Raw genomic sequence first — 25379 nt, forward strand, 5'->3', positions numbered from 1 at the left:
CTTGTTAAAGAGCAGTTGGTTAAGGCTTTCGTCTCAACCGAGGCGCGCATTCTACGCTAACCTCTCTTTCCGTCAAGCTTTATTTTTCGAAAATTTCTTTTCTACTCAATCGCTTGTGCCTCAGCGAAGGAAACCTTCTCATCAGCGGGAGGCGCATTCTACAGCGATCGAACTCACTGTCAAGCACCTCGGCGATCTTCTTTTCAGCGAGCCGCCGAAGCGACCAACGAAAGTGACAAGTGAATCACCTGCCTGACCACCACTCTCAACTTCAGGCCTCTGTAAGTACTTGATTTTCAAGCTCTTTCAGCGCTTCGTCGCTGGGAGTGGTGCGCATTATAGGGAGTTTAAATCGGCCGTCAACGACTAATTTAAACTTTCTGCAAAAAACTGTCCGCCCGATCAGTTTACGGCCATTCCCTGCCCTACCCGCCGGCGCTCCTGGCGCAGCAGGTAGGTGCCCACCAGTAGCCCAACCATGCACAGCGCCACTACGTAGTAGGCAGGGCCTAGCGGATCCTCCTTCATAAGAAGAGCAACGACCATGGGCGTCAGGCCGCCGAAGATGGCGTACGCCAGGTTGTAGGAGAAGGACAGACCGGTGAAGCGCACCACCGCCGGGAAGGCGTTGACCATCACATAGGGCACCGCACCGATGACGCCGACGCACAGGCCGGTAATCGCGTACAGCGGGAACAGCCACTCGGGATGCACCTTCAGGCTGGTATAGAAGGTCCAGGACACAACACCCAGCAGAATGCTTCCCACTATAAAGGTGCGACCCGCGCCAAAACGGTCGGCGATACGTCCCGCCAGGATGCACCCGACGCTCAGGCAGACAATCGCCACACTGTTTGCCTTCAGCGACGTAGCAGCATCGAAGCCATAGACAGTCTGCAGCACGGACGGGGTCATCAGGATTACCACAACGATGCCGGCGGACAGCACCCAGGTCAGCAGCATCGACAGCACGATGGCCGGACGATGTGCACGCACCACCACACCCAGCGGCACCTCCTCGGCCAGTTGCTTGCGCAGCTGCAGCTCGGCGAACACCGGCGTCTCGTGCAGCCAGCGGCGCAGGTAGACGGAGAACAGGCCGAAGATGCCGCCCAGCAGGAACGGGATTCGCCAGGCGTAGCCCTGCACTTCTTCGGCGCTGTAGAGGCTGTTGATCAGCGTCGCGACCAGCGAACCGATGAGGATGCCCGCGGTCAGACCCGACGTGAGCGTGCCACAGGCATAGCCAATGTGACGATGGGGGACATGCTCGGCAACGAACACCCAGGCGCCGGGCACTTCACCGCCGATAGCCGCGCCCTGGATGACACGCAGCAGCAGGAGCGCCAACGGCGCCCAGATACCAATCTGCGCATAAGTCGGAAGCAGGCCCATGATCAATGTGGGAACAGCCATCAGGAAGATGCTCAGGGTGAACATCTTCTTGCGGCCCAGCAGGTCGCCGAAGTGCGCCATCACCACCCCACCCAGCGGACGGGCCAGGTAGCCGGCGGCGAACAGGCCGAAAGTCTGCAACTGGCGCAGCCAGTCGGGCATGTCGGCCGGGAAGAACAGCTTGCCGACCACGGTGGCGAAGAACACGAAGATGATGAAGTCGTAGAACTCCAGGGCGCCGCCCAAAGCGGACAGCGAGAGAGTCTTGTAGTCGCTGCGGGTCAACGGACGTGACGCGGGCGCGGCAGGAGCGTTCACAGAAGGCATGGTGCTTGTTATCTCTGCAGGCAAGGAGGCTGCGGCCGGCAGCCGCAGGTGCCGCACCATAGCAAATTGCGCGGAGGCGACACAGCGGCCGCGCCCGCGGGAATTTCTCCCAATCCTGCGGTCGTCTCGCCGGTGCTCCCTCTATATAATGCGGGCAAGCCGATCAAAAGCTGTCCCAAGGCCTTGCGCCGGCAGGTGTCTTGGGAGAGTTTTTCCATACCCTCACCATGAGTACGCCGGGGGCAAGAGGCCCTTACCTATGATCGAGCTCGAACAAGAAGATCCCATCCCGCAGGGCGACCTTGCCCTGCAGATCACCGCCCTGCCGCGCGAGACCAACGGCTTTGGCGATATCTTCGGCGGCTGGCTGGTGGCGCAGATGGATCTCGCCGGAACCGCCATGTCCAGCCGCATCGCCGGAGGCCGCGTGGCCACGGTAGCCATCGACCGCATGGCCTTCCTGGTTCCGGTCGCTGTCGGCGCGCAGCTCTCCTTCTATACCCAGACCCTGGAAGTGGGCCGCAGCTCGATCCGCATGCTGGTCGAGGTGTGGAGCGACGACCCACTGTCCAGCGAATGGCGCAAGGTGACCGAAGCGGTGTTTGTCTTCGTCGCTATCGACGGCAGTGGCCGCACTCGCCCGGTTCCTCCGCGTCGTGGCTGAAAACTGAAAACGCCGGCTCTCTCGCCGGCGTTTTCGTCTCCGCATTTGCGAATCAGCGCTGCGGCTTTCCGCGTACCGGTGCTCCGTCTGCCTTGTAGTACGCGGCGGTGCTGCGCGGCAGTGCCGGGCGACCGCGAACCTTATCGGCGAGCTTCTCGGCCATCATGATGGTGGTGGCGTTGAGGTTGCCAGTGATGATCAGCGGCATGATCGACGCATCGATCACCCGCAGCCCTTCCATGCCGTGCACGCGGCCTTCGCCATCGACCACCGCCATATCATCCTCGCCCATCTTGCAGGAGCAGGACGGGTGGAAAGCCGTTTCCGCATGCTCCCGCACGAAGGCATCGAGCTCGGCGTCGCTCTGCTTGTCCAGGCCCGGGCTGATTTCGCGGCCACGGTAAGGGTCGAGCGCCGGCTGGTTCATGATCTCGCGGGTGATGCGAATCGCGTCGCGGAATTCCTGCCAATCCTGCTCGCAGGACATGTAGTTGAACAGGATGCTCGGGTGCTTGCGCGGATCGCGGGAGGTCAGGTTGATCCGTCCGCGGCTGGGAGAGCGCATGGAGCCGACGTGGGCCTGGAAGCCGTGCTCGCTCACCGCGTTGCTGCCGTTGTAGTTAATCGCCACCGGCAGGAAATGGTACTGGATGTTCGGCCACGCGAATTCCGGGCGGCTGCGGATGAAACCGCCGGCCTCGAACTGGTTGCTCGCACCCAGGCCAGTGCCGAGGAACATCCACTCCGCACCAATCTGCGGCTGGTTCCACCATTGCAGCGCCGGGTACAGCGACACTGGCTGCTTGCAGGCGTACTGCAGGTACATCTCCAGGTGGTCCTGGAGATTCTGGCCAACGCCGGGCAGGTCATGCACGACGTCGATACCCAGGTCGCGCAGCAGGGCGGCCGGGCCGACGCCGGAACGCTGCAGCAGTTGCGGCGAAGCGATGGCGCCCGAGCACACCAGCACTTCGCGGCGCGCGCGCACTTCCTTCAGCGCATTGTCATCGCCATGCAGGTAGGTCGCACCAATGGCGCGCTTGCCGCTGAACAGGATGCGGTCGGTCAGCGCGTGGGTGACGATGGTCAGGTTCGGCCGCTCACGCGCCTGGTCCAGGTAGCCGCGGGCAGTACTGGCGCGACGGCCTTGCGGGGTGACGGTACGGTCCATCGGACCGAAGCCTTCCTGCTGGTAGCCGTTGAGGTCGTCGGTTCGCGGGTAGCCGGCTTGCACGCCGGCCTCGACCATGGCGTGGAACAGCGGATTGTTGCCGGCCTTCGGCGTGGTGACGCTCACCGGGCCGTTTCCGCCGTGGTAGTCGTTGGGGCCGATGTCGCGGGTCTCGGCCTTGCGGAAGTAGGGTAGGCAGTCGAGGTAGGTCCAGTCTTCCAGGCCTTTCTCCTGTGCCCAGCCGTCGAAGTCCATGGCATTGCCGCGGATGTAGCACATGCCGTTGATCAGCGAGGACCCCCCCAGGCCCTTGCCGCGCCCGCACTCCATGCGACGGTTGTTCATGTGCGGTTCCGGATCGGTCAGGTACGCCCAGTTGTAGCGGCGGCCCTGCAGCGGGTAGGCCAGCGCCGCAGGCATCTGCGTGCGGAAGTCGGCGCGGTAGTCCGGGCCGCCGGCTTCGAGCAGCAGGACGCTGACGTCAGCGTCCTCGGTCAGGCGGGTAGCCAGTACGTTACCGGCCGAACCGGCGCCAATAATGATGTAGTCGTATTCCTGGGACATGCAGGCCTTCCTCTTTTTCAGGCACGACACCGCCCGCGACGCGTGCGCGCCGGTGTCTGCGTGTTGGGGATGGCCGGTGGTCAGGGAGTCATGCCTGCGACCGGCCTTTCATGGCTCGATCGCGGCGATCAGAACACCGAGGTGTAGTCGCCCAGCTCTACCTGTACGGATTTGATGCGAGTGTAGTGAGCCAGGGTGGTCAGGCCGTTCTCACGACCGACACCCGATTGCTTGTATCCGCCAACCGGCATCTCGGCCGGCGACTCGCCCCAGGTGTTGATCCAGCAGATGCCGGCTTCCAGGCGGTGGATCGCCCGGTGCGCACGGGCCAGGTCCTGGGTCACGACGCCGGCGGCGAGGCCGTACTCGGTGTCGTTGGCGCGGCGGATGGCCTCGTCTTCGGTGTCGTAGACGAGGATGCTCATGACCGGCCCGAAGATTTCCTCGCGGACGATGGTCATGTCGTCACGGCAGTCGGTGAAGACCGTGGGTGCGACGTACGCGCCCTTGCCGAACTCGCCCTGGGTGACGCGCTCGCCACCGCACAGCAGGCGGGCCTTCTGTTCCTTGCCGGATTCGATGTAGGAGAGAACGCTCTCCATGTGCGGGAAGCTCACCAGCGGGCCGAAGTTGGTGTTTTCGTCCTGCGGGTTGCCCAGGCGGATGCGCTTCACGCGCTCCAGCACCTTGGCCTCGAAGCGGGCCTGCAGGTTGCGCGGGATGAACACGCGGGTGCCGTTGGTGCACACCTGGCCGGAGCTGAAGAAGTTGGCCATGACGGCGATGTCGGCGGCGCGGTCGAGGTGGGCATCCTCGAAGATGATCAGCGGCGACTTGCCGCCCAGCTCCATGGTGACTTCCTTCAGCGAGGAACTGGAGGCGCTGGCCATGACCTTCTTGCCGGTGGACGTGCCGCCGGTGAAGGAGATCTTCTCGATCAGCGGGTGCTCGGTCAGCCACTGGCCGACTTCGCGGCCGCTGCCGGTCAGCACGTTGAACACGCCATCGGGCAGGCCGGCTTCGGTGTAGACCTCGGCGAGCTTCAGCGCGGTCAGCGGAGTGACTTCGCTGGGCTTGAAGATCATCGCGTTGCCGGCGGCCAGAGCCGGGGCGGATTTCCACAGGGCGATCTGGATCGGGTAGTTCCAGGCGCCGATACCGGCAACCACGCCCAGCGGCTCGCGGCGGGTATAGACGAAGCTGGTGTCGCGCAGCGGGATCTGCTCGCCCTCGATGGCGGGCACCAGGCCGGCGTAGTACTCGAGCACGTCGGCGCCGGTGACGATGTCGACGAAGCGCGTCTCGGCCAGCGGCTTGCCGGTGTCGAGGGTTTCCAGCTCGGCGAGTTCGTCATTGCGTTCGCGCAGGATGTCCACGGCGCGGCGCAGGATGCGCGAGCGCTGCATGGCGGTCATCGCCGCCCAGACTTTCTGTCCTTCAACCGCTGTCTGCACGGCACGCTCGACGTCTTCCTTCGAGGCACGTTGTACCTGGGCGAGGACTTCACCGTTGGCCGGATTGATGGTCTCGAAGGTGGCGCCGCTGGTGGCTTCCACGTAGCGACCGCCAATGTAGAGCTTCTGTACTTCGAATCGAGCCATGGTGCGGTGGTCCTCTCTTGTCGGTGTCAGCGCAAGGCTGCGCCCGCTATCCGGGGCGCTTAGCCAGTTGTTGGTCGAGGTAGTCGTAGGCAATCGCCAACGCCTGCTCGGTGTCGAAGGCATCGCCCGAGAGCGCGCCCCGCAGCCAGAGTCCGTCGATCAGCGCGGCCAGCCCGCGAGCGGCGCTGCGGGCCTGGGCCAGCGGCAGTTCACGGCGGAACTGGCTGCACAGGTTCGAATACAGCCGGTGATCGTTTATCCGCTGCAGGCGGCGCAGCTGCGGCTGGTGCATGCTGCTGGCCCAGAACGCCAGCCAGGTCTTCATGGCCGGGCCGTTGACCTGAGAGCTGTCGAAGTTGCCGGCGATGATGGCCCGCAGGTGCGAGCGCGGTTCGTCGTTGCGCAAGGTAGCGCGGCGCTCGGCGACAGCCTTGCTCAAGGCCGACATCAAATGTCGCATCGTCGCGTCCAGCAGCCCGTTCTTGTCCTGGAAGTAGTGGCTGATGATGCCGTTGGAGACCCCCGCGAGGCGGGCGATCAGGGCGATGCTGGCGTCGCTCATGCCCACCTGGTCCACCGCCTCGAGGGTCGCGTGGATCAGTTGGGAGCGGCGAATCGGCTGCATACCGACCTTGGGCATTTCGAATCTCCTCTTCGCCGGGCGTACCTGTGCCGTCCGGCGATAATGTGGGCCAGTCTATTCGTTTTTTATTGAACGCTCAATCAACTAAGAATATGCTGCGCTGCATCAGTCCTCCGAGGCGCCCGCATGGCGGGGCCTGCGCCGTTCATCGCTACGCCGCATTCCAGCCCGCAAGGATCGCAGAATCCGCGCCGGATGTGTCGCAGCTGCTCTCCCCGGTGACGTCACCTGACGGCACCAGCCCGTCGCGACGGGCCTTCCACAGCCCGGCCCGTGCCGGGCTTTCTTTTGCCCCACGTCAGAGCCTGCGTCGCGCGCCAGCGACTATGGTTTCAGCCATACCCCTCGCGAGGATCGTCGCCATGTCGCAACACCCGCTCTGGCAGGCCCTGGGCCGCCACTGGAAATGGATCGCCCTGCGCGGCGTCGCCGCTCTCTTGTTCGGCATCCTGGCCATGGTCTGGCCGGGCATCGTGCTGACGGTGATGGTGCTGTTCTTCGGTGCCTATGCCTTCGTCGACGGCCTGTTCACCCTGATCGCCGCCGCGCAGATGCGCGAATCCGGCCGGCCCTTGTGGCCGCTGGTTCTGGTGGGGTTACTGGGGATAGCCGCCGGGCTGGTCGCCTTCCTCTGGCCGCAGCTCACCGCGCTGGGCCTGCTGATGCTGATCGCCGGCTGGGCGCTGGTGATGGGCGTATTGCAGATCATCGCCGCAATCCGCCTGCGCAAGGCGCTGCAGAACGAATGGTGGCTTGGGCTTTCCGGCGCGGTGTCGGTGCTGTTCGGCGTGCTGATGATCAGCAATCCGGGGGCCGGGGCGATCGCCGTGGCCTGGGTGATCGGCGCCTACTCGGTATTCTTCGGCGTCCTGCTGATCCTGCTCGCGATGCGCCTGCGCAAGACCTCGACCTTCGATGCCTGAAGAGCGGGACTGGTGCCTGCTGCGCCAGGACGACAACGGCAACCGCTTCGTCATGCGTCGCCGACTGAGCCGCGCCGAGGCCGAAGCCCTGGCGCGGGACTACCAGGCTCGCGGCCACCGGCAGACCTACTGGGCGGAGCGCGAAACGCCACGCCCGGCCTGACTCAGCAGCCGGTCAGGCGCGCTTCCACACGCTCGGCGGGGAAGAAGATCGGACGCAGGTGCACGCCCACCGCGTTGCCGAAGAAAGCCGCCACCAGCCATAGCCAGCCATGCAGGCTGCCGGAAGCGATGCCGCTGAAGTACGCGCCGATGTTGCAGCCGTAGGCCAGGCGCGCGCCGTAACCCAGCAGCAGGCCGCCGATTACCGCCGCGATCAGCGAGCGCGCGGGAATCTTCAGGCTCGCTGCGAAGCGCCCGGCGAGGCCGGCGGCCAGCAGCGCACCGATCATGATGCCGACGTCCATCACGCTGGTGACGTCCTGCCACACCGGCGCGGCCAGCGCCTTGGCGTTGGCATCGACCTGCCAGAAGGCCCATTGGTCGACCGCGATCCCCAGGCTCTCGAATGCCTTCGCGCCCCACAGCGCAAAGGCCGAGGTCACCCCCCACGGACGCCCGGCCAGCGCCAGGGTGGCGAAGTTCAGCAGCGCCAGCGCCACCGCACCCCACACCAGTGGCCAGGGACCGCGGAAGAACCGGCCGATGCCTTTCTCGCCATTGCTGGCGATCAGCTCCAGCACGCCATGGCGACGCCGCTCCAGCACCACGCTGACGGCGGCAATTCCGGCGAACAGCGCGAGGCTCAGGACCAGCGCCGGGAACAGGCCGAGCGACTGCACGATAGAGGTCGGCGGCAGCGACGGCAGGGCGAACCACCAGCCGATATGGTGGGTGGCAACCACCGAGCCGACGATGAAGAACAGCAGCGTCACCAGCATCCGCGCGTTGCCGCCGCCCACCGTGAACAGCGTGCCGGAGGCGCAGCCGCCGCCCAGTTGCATGCCGATGCCGAAGATGAAGGCACCGACGATGACCGAGGTGCCGGCGGGCGAAACCAGCCCTTTCACCGGCTCGCCGAACAAGGTGCCGGCGGCCAGGGCCGGGAAGAACAGCAGCACCGCCAGCGCCAGCATCACCATCTGCGCACGCAGGCCGGCACCGCGGCGTTCGCGGATGAACACGCGCCAGGCGGAGGTGAAGCCGAAAGCCGCATGGTAGAGCGTCAGCCCCAGCGCGCCGCCGACCAGGAACAGCAGGGCCTGCCGGCCGCTCACTACCTGGGCGAGGAACAGCGCACCCGCCAGCAGCAGGAGGAAGGCGATCCAGGGCGCCGTGGACTTGCGCTCGGGAACGGTGGACAGGGCTAGGCTCATGGCGACTCCGGGGCATTTCGAGAGGGGCAATATTCTAGGGAGCGTAGTGCCTCTCGCCAACGTCGTAAGGCAGCTAAGGAAATAGCCGGGCGTTACAAGGCGCGGTTCATTTCCACGCCTTGCGCAGGACCTTGAGCGCTTCGGCGATCCGCGCTTCCGGCACCGCCGCAAACCCCAGGACCAGTCCGGCACGCTGATCCGCTGGCTCGCCGGACTCCGGCAGCCAGTAGTCGCTCAGGGCGTTCACCTCCACGCCGACCGCCACCGCGCGCTGCACCAGATCCAGCTCGCGCTCACGGCTATCGACCCGCACGCACAGATGCAGTCCCGCCTCCACCGCCGGCATCGGCGCACAGCCAGCCACCTCCGGCCAGCCGCGCAGCAACGCATCGCGACGACTGCGGGCCGCCCGACGCATGCGCCGCACATGACGCTGGAAATGGCCTTCGGCGATGAAGTCCGCCATTACCCGCTGGGTGCCGACCTCGGAATGGCGCACGTCCAGCGCGCGGCGGCGAGCAAAGGCCTGCGCCAGTGCCGGCGGGACGACCAGGTAGCCCAGCCGCAGCGCCGGGAAGGCGATCTTGCAGAAGGTGCCGACATAGAGCACGCGATCGTGGCGATCCAGCGCAGCCAGCGGCATCAGCGGCGTCCCGCTGTAGCGGTACTCACCGTCGTAGTCGTCCTCGACTATCCAGCCGCCACTGCGCTCGGCCCACTCCAGCAGTTCCAGGCGCCGCGCCAGCGACAGGGTCACGCCGGTGGGGTACTGGTGCGACGGCGTGACGTAGACCAGCCGACAATCCGGCAACTGCTCCAGCTGCGCCGTGCACAGGCCGTCGGCATCCACCGGCACGCCATGCAGTCGCGCTCCCGCCGTGGCGAAGGCATGGCCGGCGGCGCGGTAGCCGGGGTTCTCGATGGCGGCACCGTCTCCCTCGGCGAGCAGCACCTGGGCGCACAGCGCAATGCCTTGCTGGGCGCCGCTGGTGATAATGATCTGCCCGGCGTCGCAGTGCAGGCCACGGGTAGTGCGCAGGTAAGCCGCGACCAGCTCGCGCAGGCGCTGCTCGCCAGCCGGGTCGCCGTAACCCAGGCAATCCAGCGGCGGATCGCGCCAGAAGCGCGCCTGCAGCCGCGCCCAGGTGTCGAAGGGAAAGAGGTCGAAGGCCGGCACGCCGACCCGGAACGCCCGTGGCGCGCCAGTCGGTGGCAGCGGCAGGTGGTGCCGCGCAAGGCGCTCCAGGGACGGCGCATCCGGGCTTCGCGCTGCGCTGCGAACTGCATCGACGGAGGGCTGAACCCGCTCCGCCACGTAGGTGCCATCACCGGTGCGGCCCTCGATGTAGCCCTCGGCGTAGAGCTGCTCGTAGGCGCGCACCACGGTATTGCGCGAGACCCCCAGCGATGAAGCCAGGTCCCGACTGGCCGGCAGCCGCGAACGGGCCGCCAGGCGGCCGTCGAGGATGCGCTCGCGTAACGCCTGGAACAGTTGCACGCCCAGCGGGCGGGCGGGATCGAGGCGGATGCCGGATGGGTTGAAAGGCAACGGGACACTCATCGAGACGGCTTCCAGGACGACGGCAATGGTTCCCTTGATTTGACCATGAATGGCTCTTTAGCAGAACCAATTCCCAACCTAGGCTGGAGACATTCCAACGCACACAAGGTCGTCACCATGTCTTCCGCCCTCGAGATCCGCCCGATCAGCGCCGATGATCACGCCGCCTGGCTGCCGCTGTGGCAGGGCTACCAGCGCTTCTACAAGACCACCATCGACGAGGCAACCAGCGCCGTCACCTGGCAGCGTTTCCTCGATGCGGCCGAGCCCATGCACGCGGCCCTCGCCTGGCGCGATGGCGTAGCCATCGGCATGGTGCACTTCATCTACCACCGCTCCTGCTGGACCCAGGGCGACTACGTCTACCTGCAGGACCTGTATGTCGCCGAAGGCCAGCGCGGCGGTGGCATCGGTGCCGCGCTGATCGAGCACGTCTACGCTGACGCCCGTGCCAACGGCGCCTCGCGAGTGCACTGGCTGACCCACGAGAGCAACACCGACGCCATGTTCCTCTACGACCGGATCGCCGACCGCTCCGGGTTCGTCCAGTACCGCAAGATCCTCTGAGCCGGAGCGCCCATGAACGACCAACCCCTGCTGAACTGGCGCCCCGCCGCCAGCCCTGAACGCCGTACCCTGACCGGCCGCACCATCAACCTGGTCCCGCTGGACGTCGCCCTCCATGGCGATGACCTGTGGGAAGCGCTGCAAGGTCCGGACTCCGACCCGGTGCTGTGGGACTACCTGCCCTACGGTCCGTTCCCCGAGCGCGCGCCGTTCGACGCCTGGCTGGCGGGCAACGCGGCCAGCAACGACCCGCTGTTCTTCGCCGTGATCGACCGCGAGAGCGGTCGCGCGGTAGGCCTGCTCAGCTACCTGCGGATTTTCCCGAAGGACGGCAGCATCGAGATCGGCCACATCGCCTACGGCCGGGTGATGCAGCGCTCGCCGGCCTCCACCGAGGCGGTCTACCTGCTGGCTCGCTGGGCCTTCGAGATGCGCTACCGCCGCCTGGAATGGAAGTGCAACGCGCTCAACGCCCGCTCCATGCGTGCCGCCGCGCGCCTGGGCTTCACGTTCGAAGGCACCTTCCGCCAAGCCACCGTGGTGAAGGACCGCAACCGCGACACCGCCTGGTTCTCGATCATCGACAGCGAATGGCCACGCTGCCAGCGGGCCTTCGAACGCTGGCTGGACACCTCCAACCTCGATGCCGACGGTCAGCAGCGCGCGCGCCTGGAAGACCTGCGCCAGGGCTGATCTTTTCATTCTCCGGGAACTGCCCGGTGCGCGAAGGATCGGTGATACTGACCCTTTCGCATCGCAGTCCCGGAGACCACCATGAGCAGCGATATCCAGACTCCCCGCGTCGAACAGGTGCAGATCGACCAGCTGCCCTGCTGGCGTATCCATACCGCCCATGGTGAAGCCCTGATCGCACAGCAGGGGGCACAACTGCTGAGCTACCAGCCCCACGAACAGCCGCCGCTGGTGTGGCTGAGCGACACGGCCGAATACCACCGCGGCCAGTCCCTGCGCGGCGGGGTACCGGTGTGCTGGCCCTGGTTCGGCAACCTGGAACGCAACCCCGTGGACATCCGCAACGCCTACCGGGGCGACAAGGCGCCGGCCCACGGCCTGGTGCGCGCGGTGGACTGGCAACTGGACGACATCGCCGACGAGCAGGGCCAGCTCTCCGTGCATTTCAGCTTCGATGCCAGCAACGGCCTGCCCGGCTGGCCACACTCGGCAAGACTGGAGCTGGTGATGCGTTTCGGCGAACGCCTGACCCTGGAGATGACCACCCACAACCTGGGCAGTGCGCCGCTGCCGGTCAGCCAGGCGCTGCACACCTACTTCGCCGTGGGTGACGTGCGCCAGGCCAGCATCGACGGGCTGCAGGGCTGCCGCTACGTGGAAACCCTGGAGAAGTGGGAGCTGCGCGACCAGCACGGCCTGGTGCGCATCGCCGGGGAAACCGACCGCATCTACCTGGACGTGGAAAAACCGCTGGTGATCCGCGATCCGGCCTGGGAGCGCGGCATCCACATCCAGGCCAGCGGCTCGCGCTCGGCGGTGGTGTGGAATCCCTGGATCGACAAGGCCGCACGCCTGTCGCAATTCGAGGACGACGCCTGGCAGGCGATGCTCTGCATCGAGACCGCGCGGGTCTGGGACGACGTGATGAGCGTGGCGCCGGGACGCAGCGAGACGATGAGCGTGGAAATCTGGAGCGCGCCGCTGGAGGCCTGAATCCTCAAGACCCCGTAGGAGCGCCCGATGGGCGCGATCGCGGGCATGGCCCGCTCCTACAGGTGTGAATCCTACAGATCGCTCTCCTCCACCGGCCGCACCTTGGCGTCATCGATGGCATAGGCCGCGTCGGCCAGGTCATTGCTGACCTTCTCCACCTTCAGCGTGCCGCTGACCCAGATCGGGTTGTAGATGTCGTCGATCTTGATGCCCTTGGGGTAGCGCACCAGCACGATCTGGTTCGGCGGGGGCGGCGGCACGTGGATGCAGGCGCCCGGGTACGGCACCAGGAAGAATTCGGTGACACGGCCCTTGGCGTCGTTCTCCAGCGGCACCGGATAGCCGCCCAGGCGAATCACCTTGCCGTTCAGCGCGGCCACGGTCTTGGTCGAGTACATCACCTGCGGCAGCTTCTTGTCGGACTGTTTCAGCCCGCCCTTGTTGGTGAAGGTACCGTTGGCCTCGGGGCCGTTGTGGGTGATTTCCGGCATGTCCTCGAGCGCCTTGCGGTCGCTCGGCGGCATCAGGGACAGCCAGTCGGTTTCGGGAAGTTCGGCGGCGGACGCCAGGGAAGTCAGCACTAACAGACAGCAGGCGAGCAATGATCGGCGCATCGTGGACTCGAATGGCCCGGTCGGGCACAGGCGGGATAAGTCTTCCTGCGCCCTCTCCCATGCGGGAGAGGGGCGGAAATCACCGTCAATTCTTCTTGATCAGCCCGTAAATGACCAGCAGCACGATGGCGCCGATCACCGCGCCGATGAAGCCTGCCGCCTGGCCGGCGGCGTAGATGCCGACCGCCTGGCCGCCGTAGGTCGCCAGCAGCGAGCCGCCGATGCCGATCAGGATGGTCATGATCCAGCCCATGCTGTCGTCGCCCGGCTTCAGAAAGCGTGCGATGAGTCCGACGATCAGGCCGATGACGATGGTTCCGATGAAGCCCATGACAGTCCCTCCTTGTGGGATGTGCGCGGCATATTCGCGCGTGTCATGGGACAGTGTAGAAAAGCCTCGCGTTCCGTGTATTACCGCGCGCCAGAGCGACCGGAAGTGTTTCGCGAGCCTTACAGCAATCGCCGATCGCCCAAGAAAAAAGCCGCGTCAGCAATTGACGCGGCCTTCTCTTGAGCACCCCGATCGTCAGGCCATCAGGCCTTCGCGATCAGCGCCTCGACGTCGGCGATGCGCGCCTTCAGGGTCGGCAGATCGGCGCTGCGCAGGGTGGCGTGGCCGACCTTGCGCCCGGCCTTGAAGGCCTTGCCGTAGTGGTGCAGGTGGCAGTCGGCGATGTTCAGCACCTCAGCCACCGGCGGCACGTCGCCGATGAAGTTGAGCATGGCGCTCTCGCCCACTTTCGCGGTCGAGCCCAGCGGCAGGCCGGCGATGGCGCGCACGTGGTTCTCGAACTGGCTGCACTCGGCGCCTTCGATGGTCCAGTGGCCGGAGTTGTGCACGCGCGGTGCGATCTCGTTGGCCTTCAGACCACCGTCGACTTCGAAGAACTCGAAAGCCATCACGCCAACGTACTGCAGCTTGTCCAGCACGCGGCCGACGTAGTCCTCGGCCAGCGCCTGCAGCGGGTGCCCGGTGCTCGCCACGGACAGGCGCAGGATGCCGTTCTCGTGGGTGTTGTGCACCAGCGGGTAGAAGCGGGTCTCGCCATCACGGGCACGCACGGCCACCAGCGAGACTTCGCCGGTGAACGGCACGAAACCTTCGAGGATGCAGGGCACGCTGCCCAGTTCGGCGAAGGCACCGCTGACGTCCTCGGCCTTGCGCAGGACCTTCTGGCCCTTGCCGTCGTAGCCCAGGGTGCGGGTCTTCATCACCGCCGGCAGGCCGATGCTGGCCACGGCGGCGTCGAGGTCGGCCTGGGACTGCACGTCCGCGAACGCCGGGGTCGGGATGCCCAGGTCCTTGAACATCGACTTCTCGAACCAGCGGTCACGGGCGATGCGCAGCGACTCGGCGTTCGGGTAGACCGGTACGAACTGCGAGAGGAAGGCCACGGTCTCGGCCGGCACGCTCTCGAATTCGAAGGTCACCAGATCGACTCCATCGGCCAGCTGGCGCAGGTGGTCCTGGTCGCTGTAGTCAGCGCGGATGTGCTCGCCCAGGGCTTGCGCACAGGCGTCCGGCGCCGGGTCGAGGAAGGCGAAGTTCATGCCCAGCGGGGTGCCCGCCAGGGACAGCATGCGGCCCAGCTGGCCGCCACCGATGACACCGATCTTCATGGTCGTACTCAGGCCTCGCGCGGATCGGGATTGTCCAGCACCGTCTCGGTCTGGGTGGCGCGGAACTGCTTCAGCGCCTCGTGGTATTGGGGGTACTTGGCGCCCAGGATGCTGGCGGACAGCAGCGCTGCGTTGGTGGCGCCGGCCTTGCCGATGGCCAGGGTGGCGACCGGGACGCCCGCGGGCATCTGCACGATGGACAGCAGCGAATCGACGCCCGAGAGCATGGAGGACTGTACCGGCACGCCGAGGACCGGCAGGTGGGTCTTGGCGGCGCACATGCCCGGCAGGTGGGCGGCACCACCGGCACCGGCGATGATCACTTCGATGCCGCGGCCATCGGCTTCTTCGGCGTACTGGAACAGCAGGTCCGGCGTACGGTGGGCGGAAACCACCTTCACTTCGTACGGAATGCCGAGCTTGTCCAGCATGTCTGCGGTGTGGCTCAGGGTGCTCCAGTCGGATTTGGAACCCATGATCACGCCAACCAGTGCGCTCATCGTCGTGCCTCTCTCAAGTGCGCTCTTGGCGCGTCAGAAACCAACAAGCCACGCTCGTCGGAGGCGTGGCTTGTACGTGGCCAAACCGGCGGGCAGTGCCGGCTTGAAGGCGGCGCAGTATACCGCAAAGGATGTGCCGCAGTGCACTGGGCATGACCGTTGGTCCCGATTTCGTCATTCCGGCACCGGCGAGGCCCACGACGACTCCGGAAGAGACTCCGGAAAACCTTGCCTCAGCTCAAGATGGCCTAGGCTCAGAGGCTCAGACTCGTCTGACACGAACCTGCCCGGACGGTGCAGGTCCCTCACCCTTCAAGGAGCGAGCGCAATGTCCACGACCCTGCCCACGACCATGAAAGCCGCTGTCGTCCACGCCTTTGGCGAGCCACTGCGGATAGAGGAAGTCAAAGTCCCGCTGCCCGGCCCTGGGCAGATCCTGGTGAAGATCGAGGCCTCCGGCGTCTGCCACACCGACCTGCACGCCGCCGAAGGCGACTGGCCGGTGAAGCCGAGCCTGCCGTTCATTCCCGGCCATGAAGGCGTCGGCTTCGTCGCTGCGGTCGGCGTCGGCGTTACCCGCGTGAAGGAGGGCGACCGCGTCGGCGTGCCCTGGCTGTACACCGCCTGTGGCTGCTGCGAACACTGCCTGACCGGCTGGGAAACCCTCTGCGAGAGCCAGCAGAACACCGGCTACTCGGTGAACGGCGGCTACGCCGAATATGTGCTGGCGGACCCGAACTACGTCGGCATCCTGCCCAAGGCGGTCGGCTTCCTGGAGATCGCACCGATCCTCTGTGCGGGCGTCACGGTCTACAAGGGCCTGAAGGAAACCGGCGCGCGTCCCGGCCAGTGGGTGGCGATTTCCGGCATCGGCGGGCTCGGCCACGTGGCCGTGCAGTACGCCAAGGCCATGGGCCTGCACGTGGTGGCGGTGGACGTGGATGACGCCAAGCTGGAACTGGCGCGCAAGCTCGGCGCCAGCCTGACCGTCAACGCGAAGAAGGAAGACCCGGTCGAGGTCGTCCAGCGCGACATCGGCGGTGCCCACGGCGTGCTGGTCACGGCGGTGTCCAACAGCGCCTTCGGCCAGGGCATCGGCATGGCCCGCCGCGGCGGCACCGTATCGCTGGTCGGCCTGCCGCCGGGCGACTTCCCCACGCCGATCTTCGACGTGGTGCTCAAGGGCCTGCACATCACCGGCTCCATCGTCGGCACCCGCGCCGACCTGCAGGAAGCCCTGGACTTCGCCGGCGAAGGGCTGGTGAAGGCCACCGTCGCCGCCGGCAAGCTGGATGACATCAACGCCATCCTCGACCGCATGCGCGCCGGGCAGATCGAAGGACGGATCGTCGTCGAGATGTAAGCCCCGCCCCAGCGCACCACGCTCTGCGTAAGATGGCGTGGAGCGCAGCGATACCCATCGATCGCAACGCAGACAGCATGGGTATCGCTGCGCTCCATCCATCCTACAAAGCGCCCAGCGTCAGAACTCCACCGTCGTGGAAATCTCGAACTGCCGCGGTTCGCCGACGGCCACATAGAGGTTGTTCGCTGCCGACGGGTAGTAGGTGCGGTCGAACAGGTTCTTCACGTTGAACTGGAAGCCGACGTTGTGCCCGCCCAGGTGGGTGTCGTAGCTGGCGAAGGCATCGGCCACGGTATACGACGGCAGCTCGAAGGAGTCGGACGGATCGCCCGCCCGCTTGCCCACATAACGCGCGCCGCCGCCCAGGCGCAGGCTGTCGCCACCGAGGATCGACCCCACGTCATACACCGCCGCCAGCGAAGCGGTCTCCTTCGCCACGTTCTGCAGGCGGTTGCCTTCCAGCTCCGGGTCTTCGGTCACTTCCGCATCCAGCCAGGCGTAGCTGCCGAGCAGGCTCCAGCGGTCGCTCAACTGGCCGGTGACATCCAGCTCGGCGCCATAGGAGCGCACCTTGCCGGCGGTGCTGACCCGGCTGTCGCCGTTGGCGTCGAGCTGGGTGACCATCACGTTGCGCTTGCGGATGTCGAAGAGCGCCAGGTTGGCGGTGACGCGGCCGGGGATGTCGAGCTTGCCGCCGATTTCCCAGGACGACGCCTCTTCCGGCTGGATCGCCGAGTCGATCACCTCGCCGGTGGAGAGCGGCGCGATGGTGGAGTTGGGCTTGAACGACTGGGTGTAGCTGCCATACAGCGAAACCTCGTCGTTGACCTGGTAGACCACACCCGCGCGCGGCACCCACTTCTGCCCGCTGATATCGGTGTTGGCCTTGAACGGCCGGCCGCGACCGGCGTACTGGTCATACATCTGGTAGCGCCCGCCAGCGACCAGGATCCAGTGGTCGTCCAGGTGCCAGGAATCCTGCAGGAACAGCGAGTCGCTGCGCAGCTTGTCGGTCTGGTCGCTGTCGTTGGCGCTGACGCTGGTGGCGGGAGAAATCTGCCCGTAGACCGGGTCGAGGTAGTTCAGCGTGGTGTTCTTGGTGTCGCGGATCAGGTCGGCGCGGTAGATCTTGCGCTTCTCGCTGTCGACGCCGACGACGAGTTCGTGGCGAAAGCCGCCCAGTTGAAGGTCGCCGTTCAGGCTGGCAGTGGCGAAGCTGTCGCTGCTGACCGCGCCGTGGGTGCCGTCGACGCGGCGGGTGACGGTGCCGTTGCTGTTGACCTTGGTGACCCGGGCCTGGTTGTCGTCGTAGGTCTCGCGGGTCCAGCCGTAGGCGAAGTGCGCTTTCCAGGCGTCGTCGAGGCGGTGCTCGATGTCCAGGCGACTCAGGTCGGAGCGGCCTTCGGTGATGTTGAACGGCTCGTCCAGCCGACGGGTACGCGGGATATCCAGCGGCTTGTTGGTACGCGGATCGATGGCCGTGCCGCGGTCGAACGGCATCTTGAACTTGCGGTGCTCGTAGCTGAGGTTCACCGTGGTGTCTTCGCCGAACCAGGCCAGCGATGGCGCGACGAGGGTCTCGCGCTGCTGGCCGAAGTTGCGCCAGTAGTTCTCGTCCTGGTGATCGACGATCAGCCGATAGGCCAGGTTGCTCTCGCCCAGCGCGCCGGTGCTGTCGATCCGCGCGCCGCTGCCCTGCTTGCCGTGGGCGAAGGTCGAGCCCCGCAGCGTGACGGCGTTGTACTGCTGCAACTGCGGCTTCTTGCTCACCACATTGACCACGCCGCCCGGGTCCTGGATGCCGTAGAGCACGGAGGCCGGACCCTTGAGCACCTCGACGTGGTCGGCGGTGGCAGTGAGGTTGCGGCCCAGCACGGACGGCAAACCATCGCGCATGATCGAGCCGTCGCGGTTGTCGCCGAAGCCGCGCTTCATCACCGCATCCTGGGTGCCGCCGAGGGTGTTGGCCTGGGTCACGCCGCTGATGTTGCCCAGCGCGTCGTCGAGATTGCGCGGCTTCTGGTCGCGCAATGCCTGGGCCGGAACGGTGACGATGCTCTGCGGGGTCTCCAGCACCGGCGTGTCGGTACGCCCGATCGAGGCCACTGGTGCTGGCTGGTAGCTGCTGGCGGCAGTCTGGCCGGTGACGGTGGTGTCGGTGAGGCTCAGGGTGTCGGCGGGCAGTCGTTCCAGGGTCAGGGTGCGGCCGTCGAGCGCACGGAAACGATAGCCGGAGCCAACTAGCAGACGGTTCAGCGCTTCGTTGGCGGAGAGCTGGCCCGAAACCGCCGGGGCCTTGAGGTCGTAGGGCGCTTCGTCGGTGTAGACCACACTCAGGCCGGTCACCCGGCTGAACTCGCTGAGTGCCTGGGGCAGCGGCCGGGCGGAAATGGCGAAGCCGAACTCAGCCCGCAGCGCGGAACCGGCGACAGCGTCTTCAGCCCATGCGGCCGGTGCCTGCGCAGCCGCCAGGGCGGCACCGAGCACGAAGACGGCAAGCGGTTTCAGGGACAGTTCGGGGACAGCGCGGCGCAACGGGGTCATCGGGGGCTCACTTGCTCGACAGGTCGATTCCATATGCGAATAAATCGCATTCATGACCACTACACGGAGCAGCCGCCCCGGTACCTCACCCCTTTTTCGAAAATATTTTCAGCGCTCAGCGAATCAGTACGAATCGCCCGAGCAGCGGCTGCTGGCGGAAACCCACCACCGCCTGCAGCGAATCCAGTGCCGCCTGCGGGTCGGCGCTGCGGAAGCTGCCGCTGACCCGGCGCTGCGCCAGTTCGTTATCGAGCAGCACGATGCGACCCGGGTAGTAAGTGCCCAAACGCTCCAGCACCTCGCCCAGCGGCGCGCGGTAGAAGGTCAGCCAACCCTGGCGCCAGGCCAGCGTGGCCTGTGCATCCGCGGGTTGGGCGTCGCCCAGCCGGGTGCCGTCGATACCGATGCGTTCGCCCGCGCCAAGCACCACTTCCGGCACGCCCACCGCATGGCTGCCACGTACCGAGACGCGGCCTTCGGCGACGGTGACGCGGGTCTGCCCGCCCAGGCGACGGACTTCGAATTCGGTGCCGAGCACCCGCGCTTCGGCATCGCCAACACGCACCACGAAAGGCTTGGACAGATGCTTCACGGCAAAGAAGGCGGCGCCGCGCAGGAGGTCCACGCGGCGTTGCTCGCCGTCCAGGGACACGGCGACGGCGCTGTCGGCGTCCAGGGTCAGGCGCGAGCCGTCGTCCAAAGCGATCTCGCGCACCTCGCCCGGCGCGCTGACGTAGTCGGCGGACAGATCGGTAACCCAGTGGCCCGGCGACCACCAGCCGCCAGCCCAGAGCATCAGCAGCAGGCAGGCAGCGCTGGCCGACGGGTAAGCCCAGCGCCGATGATTGCGTTGCGTGCGGCGCGCAGCGGGGCGGTCCATCTGCGCCAGATAGGCGTTCAAGGCATCGCCCTCTTCCGCCGCCAGCCGGTGCGCTGGTGCGGCGCTGGCCTGCCACAGCGCATCGACCTCGGCATAGGCGCGGGCATGCTGCGGATCAGCCGCCAGCCATGCCTGGAAAGCGCCCAGCCAGGCTTCGCCGCCGCGATCCTGCAGGCGCAGCAGCCACTGGCGCGCCTGACGCTGGGCGTCTTCGGGCGAGGTGGCAATGTCGGGCTTCATCGGTCGGCGGCTCCACGGTGAGTGGCCGGCGCGGCGGGCACCAGGCTCGCCTTGCAGGCATCGAGGGCGCGCATCATATGTTTTTCCACTGCGCTCTGGGAAAGCCCCAGGGCCATGGCGATCTCGCCGTAGGTGCGGCCGTGCACGCGGCTGAGCAGGAAAATATGGCGGGTGCGTTCAGGCAGCTGGCGCAGGGCACCTTCTATCAGGTCCAGCTCGGCGCCAGCCTGCACCGCCTGCTCGGGTGACGGCTGCGCATCGTCGTCATCGGGCAGCAGTGCGCTCAGGGTGCGGCCGCGCGAGTCTTCGCCGCGCAGGTGATCGATGGCGAGGTTGCGCGCGCTGCGCAACAGATAGCTGCCGAGCTCTTCCACCGGTGCCTGGGGACGCTTCCAGAAGCGCAGGAACAGGTCCTGCACCAGGTCCGCCGCCGTGGCGCGGCAGCCGACGCGGCGCTGCACCAGGGCCTCCATGCGCGGGCGCTGGGACAGGAACACCTGCAGGAAATCCTCGCGCGGCAACGCCTCGGCGGGCGCCGGGGCGTCCGCGGCACGGGAGTCGGCCGGGCGATCGGAATGGGACATCGGGGACGAAGGCTCGCCAGCGGTCCGCACCGAAGCCGGCGCGAGGGGAAGACCCTGGAAAGCCGTAAATGATAATTCTTATCAAATAAACGGAACAGCCCCGATCGTCCGCCTCCGTTCCGCGGATCAGGGCGTCTCGTCCAGCCCCAGGCCGCCTTCGAGCTTTCGCCAGAGCAGGCGGATCTGCGCCTTGCGCACGAGGGCGCAGCGGTACAGGCGGATTTCCTGTGGGACTATCCAGTGCGGGCCGCCGCACAACGCCAGCTCGCCGCGCGCCAGCTCCGACTCCATGCTAAGACGCGGTACCCAGGCCACGCCCATGCCCTGCAGCGCCATGCTCTTCAGGCTGTCGGCCATCGCCGTTTCATAGACGGTGGTGTAGCGCAGGTTGCGCTGGCGCAGCAGCAGGTTCACACCGCGTCCGAGGAAGGCGCCAGCGCTGTAGGCCAGCAGCGGCACGCTCTGGCCGCTGTCCAGATCGTAGAGCGGCACCCCGGCGGAGTTCACCGCGCACACCGGCAGCATCTCGGTGCGCCCCAGGTGCAGCGAGGGAAAGACCTCAGGGTCCATCTGCAGCGCGGCGTCCGGGTCATAGAAGGCCATCATCAGGTCGCAGCCACCTTCACGCAGCAGGTGCACCGCCTCGCCGACGTTGGTCGCCACCAGGCGGCTGGCAATGTTCAGGCCCTCGGAGCGCAGGCGCGAAATCCACGCGGGGAAGAACCCCAGCGCCAGGGAGTGTGCGGCGGCAAACTGCAGCACCTCGCCCTGCCCGCCTTCCAGGTGGTGCAGGTGGCGCACCACCTGGCCGAGCTGCTCGACCACCGCGCGGGCGGTGACCAGGAACAACTGGCCGGCCTCGGTCAGCTCGATGGGCGTGCGCTGGCGGTTCACCAGGGTCAGCCCGAGGGCGTCCTCCAGGCTGCGGATACGCCGGCTGAACGCGGGCTGGGTGACAAAGCGCTTTTCAGCGGCCTGGGAAAAACTGCGGGTGGTGGCCAGGGTGCTGAAGTCTTCCAGCCATTTGGTCTCGAGGTTCACGTCAACTCCAACGCTGTCACACGGGGTCAAGAGCCGGGCGCGCGTAGCACAGTCATACGCTCGCCGTCATCAGTTCGTCACAGGGTACATTATGCCGTTCGTGCATGAGGCAGCCTTTAACAGCATTGGCCGACGAAAGGCGAAATCCCTAGTCTACCGGGCATCGCGGCACTGGCCGTGTTCCTTTGAGACAATCCCTGTCATGTCCCCTGTTGCATCGTTCCGCATCGAGAAAGACCTCCTCGGCACCCTCGAAGTACCTTCTGACGCCTACTTCGGCATTCAGACCCTGCGCGCTGTGAACAACTTCCGTCTCTCGGGCGTGCCGCTGTCGCACTACCCCAAGCTGGTCGTTGGGCTGGCGATGGTCAAGCAGGCCGCGGCCGATGCCAACCACAAGCTGGGTCACCTGTCCGACGAGAAACACGCCGCCATCAGCGAAGCCTGCGCTCGCCTGATCCGCGGTGATTTCCACGACCAGTTCGTGGTGGACATGATTCAAGGCGGTGCTGGTACTTCCACCAACATGAACGCCAACGAAGTGATCGCCAACATCGCCCTCGAAGCGATGGGTCACACCAAGGGCGAGTACAAGTACCTGCACCCGAACAACGATGTGAACATGGCGCAGTCGACCAACGACGCGTACCCGACCGCCATCCGCCTGGGCCTGCTGCTCGGCCACGACACCCTGCTGGCCAGCCTCGACAGCCTGATCCAGGCCTTCGCTGCCAAGGGCGTCGAGTTCGCCGGCGTACTGAAGATGGGCCGTACCCAGCTCCAGGACGCGGTGCCGATGACCCTCGGCCAGGAATTCCACGCCTTCGCCACCACCCTGGGCGAAGACCTCGACCGCCTGCGTCGCCTGGCACCGGAACTGCTGACCGAAGTGAACCTCGGCGGCACCGCGATCGGCACCGGCATCAACGCCGACCCCGGCTACCAGAAGCTGGCGGTCGAGCGCCTGGCTGAAATCAGCGGTCACCCGGTTGTTCCGGCCGCCGACCTGATCGAAGCCACCTCCGACATGGGCGCCTTCGTGCTGTTCTCCGGCATGCTCAAGCGCACCGCAGTCAAGCTGTCGAAGATCTGCAACGACCTGCGCCTGCTGTCCAGCGGTCCGCGCACCGGCATCAACGAGATCAACCTGCCGCCGCGTCAGCCGGGCAGCTCGATCATGCCGGGCAAGGTCAACCCGGTGATCCCGGAGGCCGTGAACATGTGCGCCTTCGAAATCATGGGCAACGACCTGGCACTGACCATCGCGGCCGAAGGTGGCCAGCTGCAGCTGAACGTGATGGAGCCGCTGATCGCCTACAAGATCTTCGACTCGATCCGCCTGCTCCAGCGCGCCATGGACATGCTGCGCGAGCATTGCATCACCGGCATTACCGCCAACGTCGAGCGCTGCCACCAGTTGGTGGAACACAGCATCGGCCTGGTCACCGCGCTGAACCCGTACATCGGCTACGAGAACTCCACCCGTATCGCCAAGACTGCGCTGGAAACCGGCCGCGGCGTACTGGAACTGGTTCGCGAGGAACAACTGCTGGACGAAGCCACCCTGGCCGACATCCTGCTGCCGGAAAACATGATCGCCCCGCGCCTGATTCCGCTGCGCGCCTGATCACCCGCCCGGCGCGAGCCGGGCACGTCTCACCGGTTGAGGGGGAGTACTCCTTCCTCACCTTTCAGGGATTGGTTACCCCCACTCCCTTCTTTTATGCCCGGCGCGGCGGACCTGTCCAAAGCGCCACGTCTCACCGGTTGAGGGGCCTCTTGGCCCACTCTCCTTTAGAAGGGACACCGCTTACCCCGGTGTCCCCTTTTTTTTGCCTGCAATTTGGGCACGACACAATGCACCGCGAACGTCATCCGCGATGCGCAGGCTGTGCAAGAAGAGACGCGCGGGGATCAATCCTGCCGTTGCAGATGATCGAGAATCCGGCGGTTGAGGGCGGCGATACGCTCTACGGCGTCCGCCTCGTCGCACGTCTCATCCTGCGCGCCGAGCTGGCGGGCGCAGAGGTTGAGCGCGGAGAGCACCATCAGTTCATTGCTGGTGACATAGGGGAATTTCTTCTTGCTGGCGTTGATCTCCGCCTGCAACAGCGCGGCCGCGTCCTGCAGCCGGCGCTCTTCACCGGCCGGCGCCCGGACGCTGTATTCGCGCCCGAGGATGCGCAGGACGCGGACGCCGTCGCCACTCATGCGTGGGCGCGGCTGTCGCTGACGCGGCGGATCAGCGCCTGCAGGCGGGTGGCCGTGGCGTTATGCTTCTCTTCCTGTTCCATCAGGGACAGCTGCAGGCTGTCGTTTTCCTCACGGGCCTTGAGCAGCTCTTCACGCACCGCGGCGTTGTCCTGCACCAGCACGTCGTTCTGCTGCAGCAGTTCGGCGACCAGCTGTTCAAGTTGTTCGAGGGTGGAATCAAGCATGGGAGCCTCCGCAAAGCCTTTTCAAAGGGTGCGGAGGATAAAGAAAGGGGCGCGGCGGGGCCAGCAGAAACGGGAATCTTCTGACAAGCCGTATGCTGTCAATTCAATAGCTTACGAGATTATTCTCGTGTTAATTCAATGATTTCCGCGCTCCAGTGCAATTTGGACCGGAGAATTGCCTGCACGGTTCGCGGGCGCAGACTCCTGTAGGTGCGCCCATGGGACGCTCCTACAGGCAGCGCAGCGTCACACGCGGATCACGCCCTCTTCGCGCAGCAGCTTGAAGATCGCCTCAGCACCTGCTTCGGGCGTAACGTCCTTGAGCACCTGCCCCGTACCGCCGGAGGCCTTGGCGGTGGCGGCCTTCATGCGCTCGGCACCGGTCTTCGCCTTGATCACCTTCAGGCGCTTGGGGCGCGGGCGCGCCGGTTGCAGGTTGCCTTCAGCGAGCAGCGGGTCGTCCACCACCTCCACCTCATGGGCTTCCAGGTAGCCGCGGCGGGCCGGCCCGAAGGCACTCTGGCGCGCCATCGGCGCGGCATTGTCGACGCTGGCGACGAAGGGCAGGCGCACCTTCAGCCGACGGCGCTGACCACGGGGCAGAGCCTGCAGCACCTGGGCGCTGCCACCTTCCACCCTCTCCACTTCCGCCAGGCCGACCACCAGCGGCCAGCCCAGGCGCTCGGCCAGCAGGAAGGGCAGCATGCCGGAGCCTTCACCGGTTTCCGCCTGGGTGCCGGTGAGTACCAATTGCGCGTCGCTGTCGCCGAGATAGGCCGCCAGCGCCGGCAGGGCGTCGGCGCCAGCGGGCTGCTCCAGCACCGCCAGTTCGTCCAGGCCCATGCCGAGGTAGCCGCGCAGCGCTTCCTCGCCAGCGTCACCGGCATGCACCACACGCAGACGCTTGCCGGCGAGGCTCATGCCCAGCTCCACTGCACGGGCGTCCTGGTCGGCGCGGCGCGCGCGGCCGGACGCCGGGTGGGCGCCGATGGACACCAGGGCGACGATGTTCAGGTCATTCATGAGACACCTCAGAACCGGTGCAGGGGCGAGCGTGCTCGCGAAGCTTCTGGC

Annotated in this window: 25 protein-coding genes; 8 read left to right on the forward strand and 17 right to left on the reverse strand. The window is 66.2% G+C overall.

Going from position 1 to position 25379, the window contains the following annotated elements; genetic code table 11:
* Positions 1 to 402: 402 nt before the first annotated feature.
* The gene (locus AC1ZV1_RS29265) at positions 403 to 1722 is read right to left on the reverse strand and encodes an MFS transporter (RefSeq protein ID WP_484294802.1); all 1320 of its coding nucleotides are present in this window, start codon (positions 1720 to 1722) and stop codon (positions 403 to 405) included.
* 259 nt (positions 1723 to 1981) lie between these two features.
* Here AC1ZV1_RS29265 and AC1ZV1_RS29270 point away from each other — a divergent pair, with 259 nt between their 5' ends.
* The gene (locus AC1ZV1_RS29270; protein WP_017521585.1) at positions 1982 to 2386 is read left to right on the forward strand and encodes an acyl-CoA thioesterase; all 405 of its coding nucleotides are present in this window, start codon (positions 1982 to 1984) and stop codon (positions 2384 to 2386) included.
* 52 nt (positions 2387 to 2438) lie between these two features.
* Here AC1ZV1_RS29270 and betA read toward each other — a convergent pair whose 3' ends face one another.
* The 3 genes from betA to betI all read right to left on the reverse strand — a co-directional run bounded on the left by betA (position 2439) and on the right by betI (position 6362).
* Positions 2439 to 4121 carry a choline dehydrogenase gene (gene betA, locus AC1ZV1_RS29275; protein ID WP_484294803.1) on the reverse strand — a complete coding sequence of 561 codons (1683 nt, stop codon included), beginning with the start codon at positions 4119 to 4121 and terminating at the stop codon, positions 2439 to 2441.
* A gap of 128 nt (positions 4122 to 4249) precedes the next feature.
* Positions 4250 to 5722: a betaine-aldehyde dehydrogenase gene (betB, locus tag AC1ZV1_RS29280; RefSeq protein WP_484294804.1), complete on the reverse strand. Its 1473-nt coding sequence runs from the start codon at positions 5720 to 5722 to the stop codon at positions 4250 to 4252.
* Between the two features lie 46 nt (positions 5723 to 5768).
* The gene (gene betI / locus AC1ZV1_RS29285; RefSeq protein ID WP_054909619.1) at positions 5769 to 6362 is read right to left on the reverse strand and encodes a transcriptional regulator BetI; all 594 of its coding nucleotides are present in this window, start codon (positions 6360 to 6362) and stop codon (positions 5769 to 5771) included.
* Between the two features lie 365 nt (positions 6363 to 6727).
* On the opposite strand from betI, the gene AC1ZV1_RS29290 reads away from it, so the two are divergent.
* Both AC1ZV1_RS29290 and AC1ZV1_RS29295 read left to right on the forward strand, forming a co-directional pair.
* Complete coding sequence (locus AC1ZV1_RS29290; protein WP_484294805.1) at positions 6728 to 7288, forward strand: HdeD family acid-resistance protein; 561 nt, start codon at positions 6728 to 6730, stop codon at positions 7286 to 7288.
* Positions 7281 to 7451: a hypothetical protein gene (locus tag AC1ZV1_RS29295; RefSeq protein WP_484294806.1), complete on the forward strand. Its 171-nt coding sequence runs from the start codon at positions 7281 to 7283 to the stop codon at positions 7449 to 7451. The genes AC1ZV1_RS29290 and AC1ZV1_RS29295 overlap by 8 nt, the downstream gene beginning before the upstream one ends.
* 1 nt (position 7452) lies before the next feature.
* Here AC1ZV1_RS29295 and AC1ZV1_RS29300 read toward each other — a convergent pair whose 3' ends face one another.
* Together AC1ZV1_RS29300 and pdxR are read right to left on the reverse strand one after the other, a co-directional pair.
* A complete protein-coding gene (locus AC1ZV1_RS29300) occupies positions 7453 to 8664 on the reverse strand; it encodes a YeeE/YedE family protein (RefSeq protein ID WP_484294807.1) in 1212 nt (403 codons plus the stop codon).
* Positions 8665 to 8770: 106 nt separating this feature from the next.
* Positions 8771 to 10225: a MocR-like pyridoxine biosynthesis transcription factor PdxR gene (gene pdxR / locus AC1ZV1_RS29305; protein ID WP_484294808.1), complete on the reverse strand. Its 1455-nt coding sequence runs from the start codon at positions 10223 to 10225 to the stop codon at positions 8771 to 8773.
* Positions 10226 to 10342: 117 nt separating this feature from the next.
* Between pdxR and AC1ZV1_RS29310 the strand changes: the two genes are divergently transcribed.
* From AC1ZV1_RS29310 to AC1ZV1_RS29320, 3 genes are all read left to right on the forward strand, one after another.
* Entirely contained in the window at positions 10343 to 10792 is a 450-nt protein-coding gene (locus tag AC1ZV1_RS29310) for an N-acetyltransferase family protein (protein WP_484294809.1), read from the forward strand.
* A gap of 12 nt (positions 10793 to 10804) precedes the next feature.
* Complete coding sequence (locus AC1ZV1_RS29315) at positions 10805 to 11485, forward strand: GNAT family N-acetyltransferase (RefSeq protein WP_484294810.1); 681 nt, start codon at positions 10805 to 10807, stop codon at positions 11483 to 11485.
* Between the two features lie 81 nt (positions 11486 to 11566).
* Complete coding sequence (locus AC1ZV1_RS29320; protein WP_484294811.1) at positions 11567 to 12478, forward strand: D-hexose-6-phosphate mutarotase; 912 nt, start codon at positions 11567 to 11569, stop codon at positions 12476 to 12478.
* Positions 12479 to 12549: 71 nt separating this feature from the next.
* Here AC1ZV1_RS29320 and AC1ZV1_RS29325 read toward each other — a convergent pair whose 3' ends face one another.
* The 4 genes from AC1ZV1_RS29325 to purE form a co-directional block, all read right to left on the reverse strand.
* The gene (locus AC1ZV1_RS29325) at positions 12550 to 13092 is read right to left on the reverse strand and encodes a DUF3299 domain-containing protein (RefSeq protein ID WP_484294812.1); all 543 of its coding nucleotides are present in this window, start codon (positions 13090 to 13092) and stop codon (positions 12550 to 12552) included.
* An 85-nt stretch (positions 13093 to 13177) separates the two neighbouring features.
* Complete coding sequence (locus AC1ZV1_RS29330) at positions 13178 to 13423, reverse strand: GlsB/YeaQ/YmgE family stress response membrane protein (RefSeq protein WP_484294813.1); 246 nt, start codon at positions 13421 to 13423, stop codon at positions 13178 to 13180.
* 203 nt (positions 13424 to 13626) lie between these two features.
* Positions 13627 to 14712, reverse strand: a complete 1086-nt coding sequence (locus tag AC1ZV1_RS29335; RefSeq protein WP_484294814.1) for a 5-(carboxyamino)imidazole ribonucleotide synthase — start codon at positions 14710 to 14712, stop codon at positions 13627 to 13629.
* A gap of 8 nt (positions 14713 to 14720) precedes the next feature.
* Positions 14721 to 15212: a 5-(carboxyamino)imidazole ribonucleotide mutase gene (gene purE / locus AC1ZV1_RS29340; protein WP_017521570.1), complete on the reverse strand. Its 492-nt coding sequence runs from the start codon at positions 15210 to 15212 to the stop codon at positions 14721 to 14723.
* 328 nt (positions 15213 to 15540) lie between these two features.
* On the opposite strand from purE, the gene adhP reads away from it, so the two are divergent.
* Positions 15541 to 16575, forward strand: a complete 1035-nt coding sequence (gene adhP / locus AC1ZV1_RS29345) for an alcohol dehydrogenase AdhP (protein ID WP_484294815.1) — start codon at positions 15541 to 15543, stop codon at positions 16573 to 16575.
* A gap of 120 nt (positions 16576 to 16695) precedes the next feature.
* Here the strand turns inward: adhP and AC1ZV1_RS29350 are convergent, their stop codons facing one another.
* The 4 genes from AC1ZV1_RS29350 to AC1ZV1_RS29365 all read right to left on the reverse strand — a co-directional run bounded on the left by AC1ZV1_RS29350 (position 16696) and on the right by AC1ZV1_RS29365 (position 21867).
* Positions 16696 to 19122, reverse strand: coding sequence for a TonB-dependent siderophore receptor (locus AC1ZV1_RS29350; RefSeq protein WP_484294816.1), 2427 nt, complete (start codon positions 19120 to 19122; stop codon positions 16696 to 16698).
* Between the two features lie 115 nt (positions 19123 to 19237).
* The gene (locus AC1ZV1_RS29355; protein ID WP_484294817.1) at positions 19238 to 20242 is read right to left on the reverse strand and encodes a FecR family protein; all 1005 of its coding nucleotides are present in this window, start codon (positions 20240 to 20242) and stop codon (positions 19238 to 19240) included.
* Positions 20239 to 20826 (reverse strand): RNA polymerase sigma factor, encoded by a 588-nt coding sequence (locus AC1ZV1_RS29360; RefSeq protein ID WP_484294818.1) that lies wholly within the window; start codon positions 20824 to 20826, stop codon positions 20239 to 20241. Before AC1ZV1_RS29360 ends, AC1ZV1_RS29355 begins: the two co-directional genes overlap by 4 nt.
* A gap of 126 nt (positions 20827 to 20952) precedes the next feature.
* A complete protein-coding gene (locus tag AC1ZV1_RS29365; RefSeq protein ID WP_045214108.1) occupies positions 20953 to 21867 on the reverse strand; it encodes a LysR substrate-binding domain-containing protein in 915 nt (304 codons plus the stop codon).
* A gap of 202 nt (positions 21868 to 22069) precedes the next feature.
* On the opposite strand from AC1ZV1_RS29365, the gene AC1ZV1_RS29370 reads away from it, so the two are divergent.
* The gene (locus AC1ZV1_RS29370) at positions 22070 to 23494 is read left to right on the forward strand and encodes an aspartate ammonia-lyase (RefSeq protein ID WP_484294819.1); all 1425 of its coding nucleotides are present in this window, start codon (positions 22070 to 22072) and stop codon (positions 23492 to 23494) included.
* 287 nt (positions 23495 to 23781) lie between these two features.
* On the opposite strand, the gene AC1ZV1_RS29375 is transcribed toward AC1ZV1_RS29370, so the two are convergent.
* From AC1ZV1_RS29375 to etfB, 3 genes are all read right to left on the reverse strand, one after another.
* Positions 23782 to 24078, reverse strand: a complete 297-nt coding sequence (locus tag AC1ZV1_RS29375) for a cell division protein ZapA (protein WP_484294820.1) — start codon at positions 24076 to 24078, stop codon at positions 23782 to 23784.
* The gene (locus AC1ZV1_RS29380) at positions 24075 to 24305 is read right to left on the reverse strand and encodes a hypothetical protein (protein ID WP_484294821.1); all 231 of its coding nucleotides are present in this window, start codon (positions 24303 to 24305) and stop codon (positions 24075 to 24077) included. The genes AC1ZV1_RS29375 and AC1ZV1_RS29380 overlap by 4 nt, the downstream gene beginning before the upstream one ends.
* 246 nt (positions 24306 to 24551) lie before the next feature.
* Positions 24552 to 25328, reverse strand: a complete 777-nt coding sequence (gene etfB / locus AC1ZV1_RS29385) for an electron transfer flavoprotein subunit beta (protein ID WP_484294822.1) — start codon at positions 25326 to 25328, stop codon at positions 24552 to 24554.
* Positions 25329 to 25379 lie beyond the last annotated feature (51 nt).

Source organism: Pseudomonas sp. BB438 (assembly GCF_057180225.1).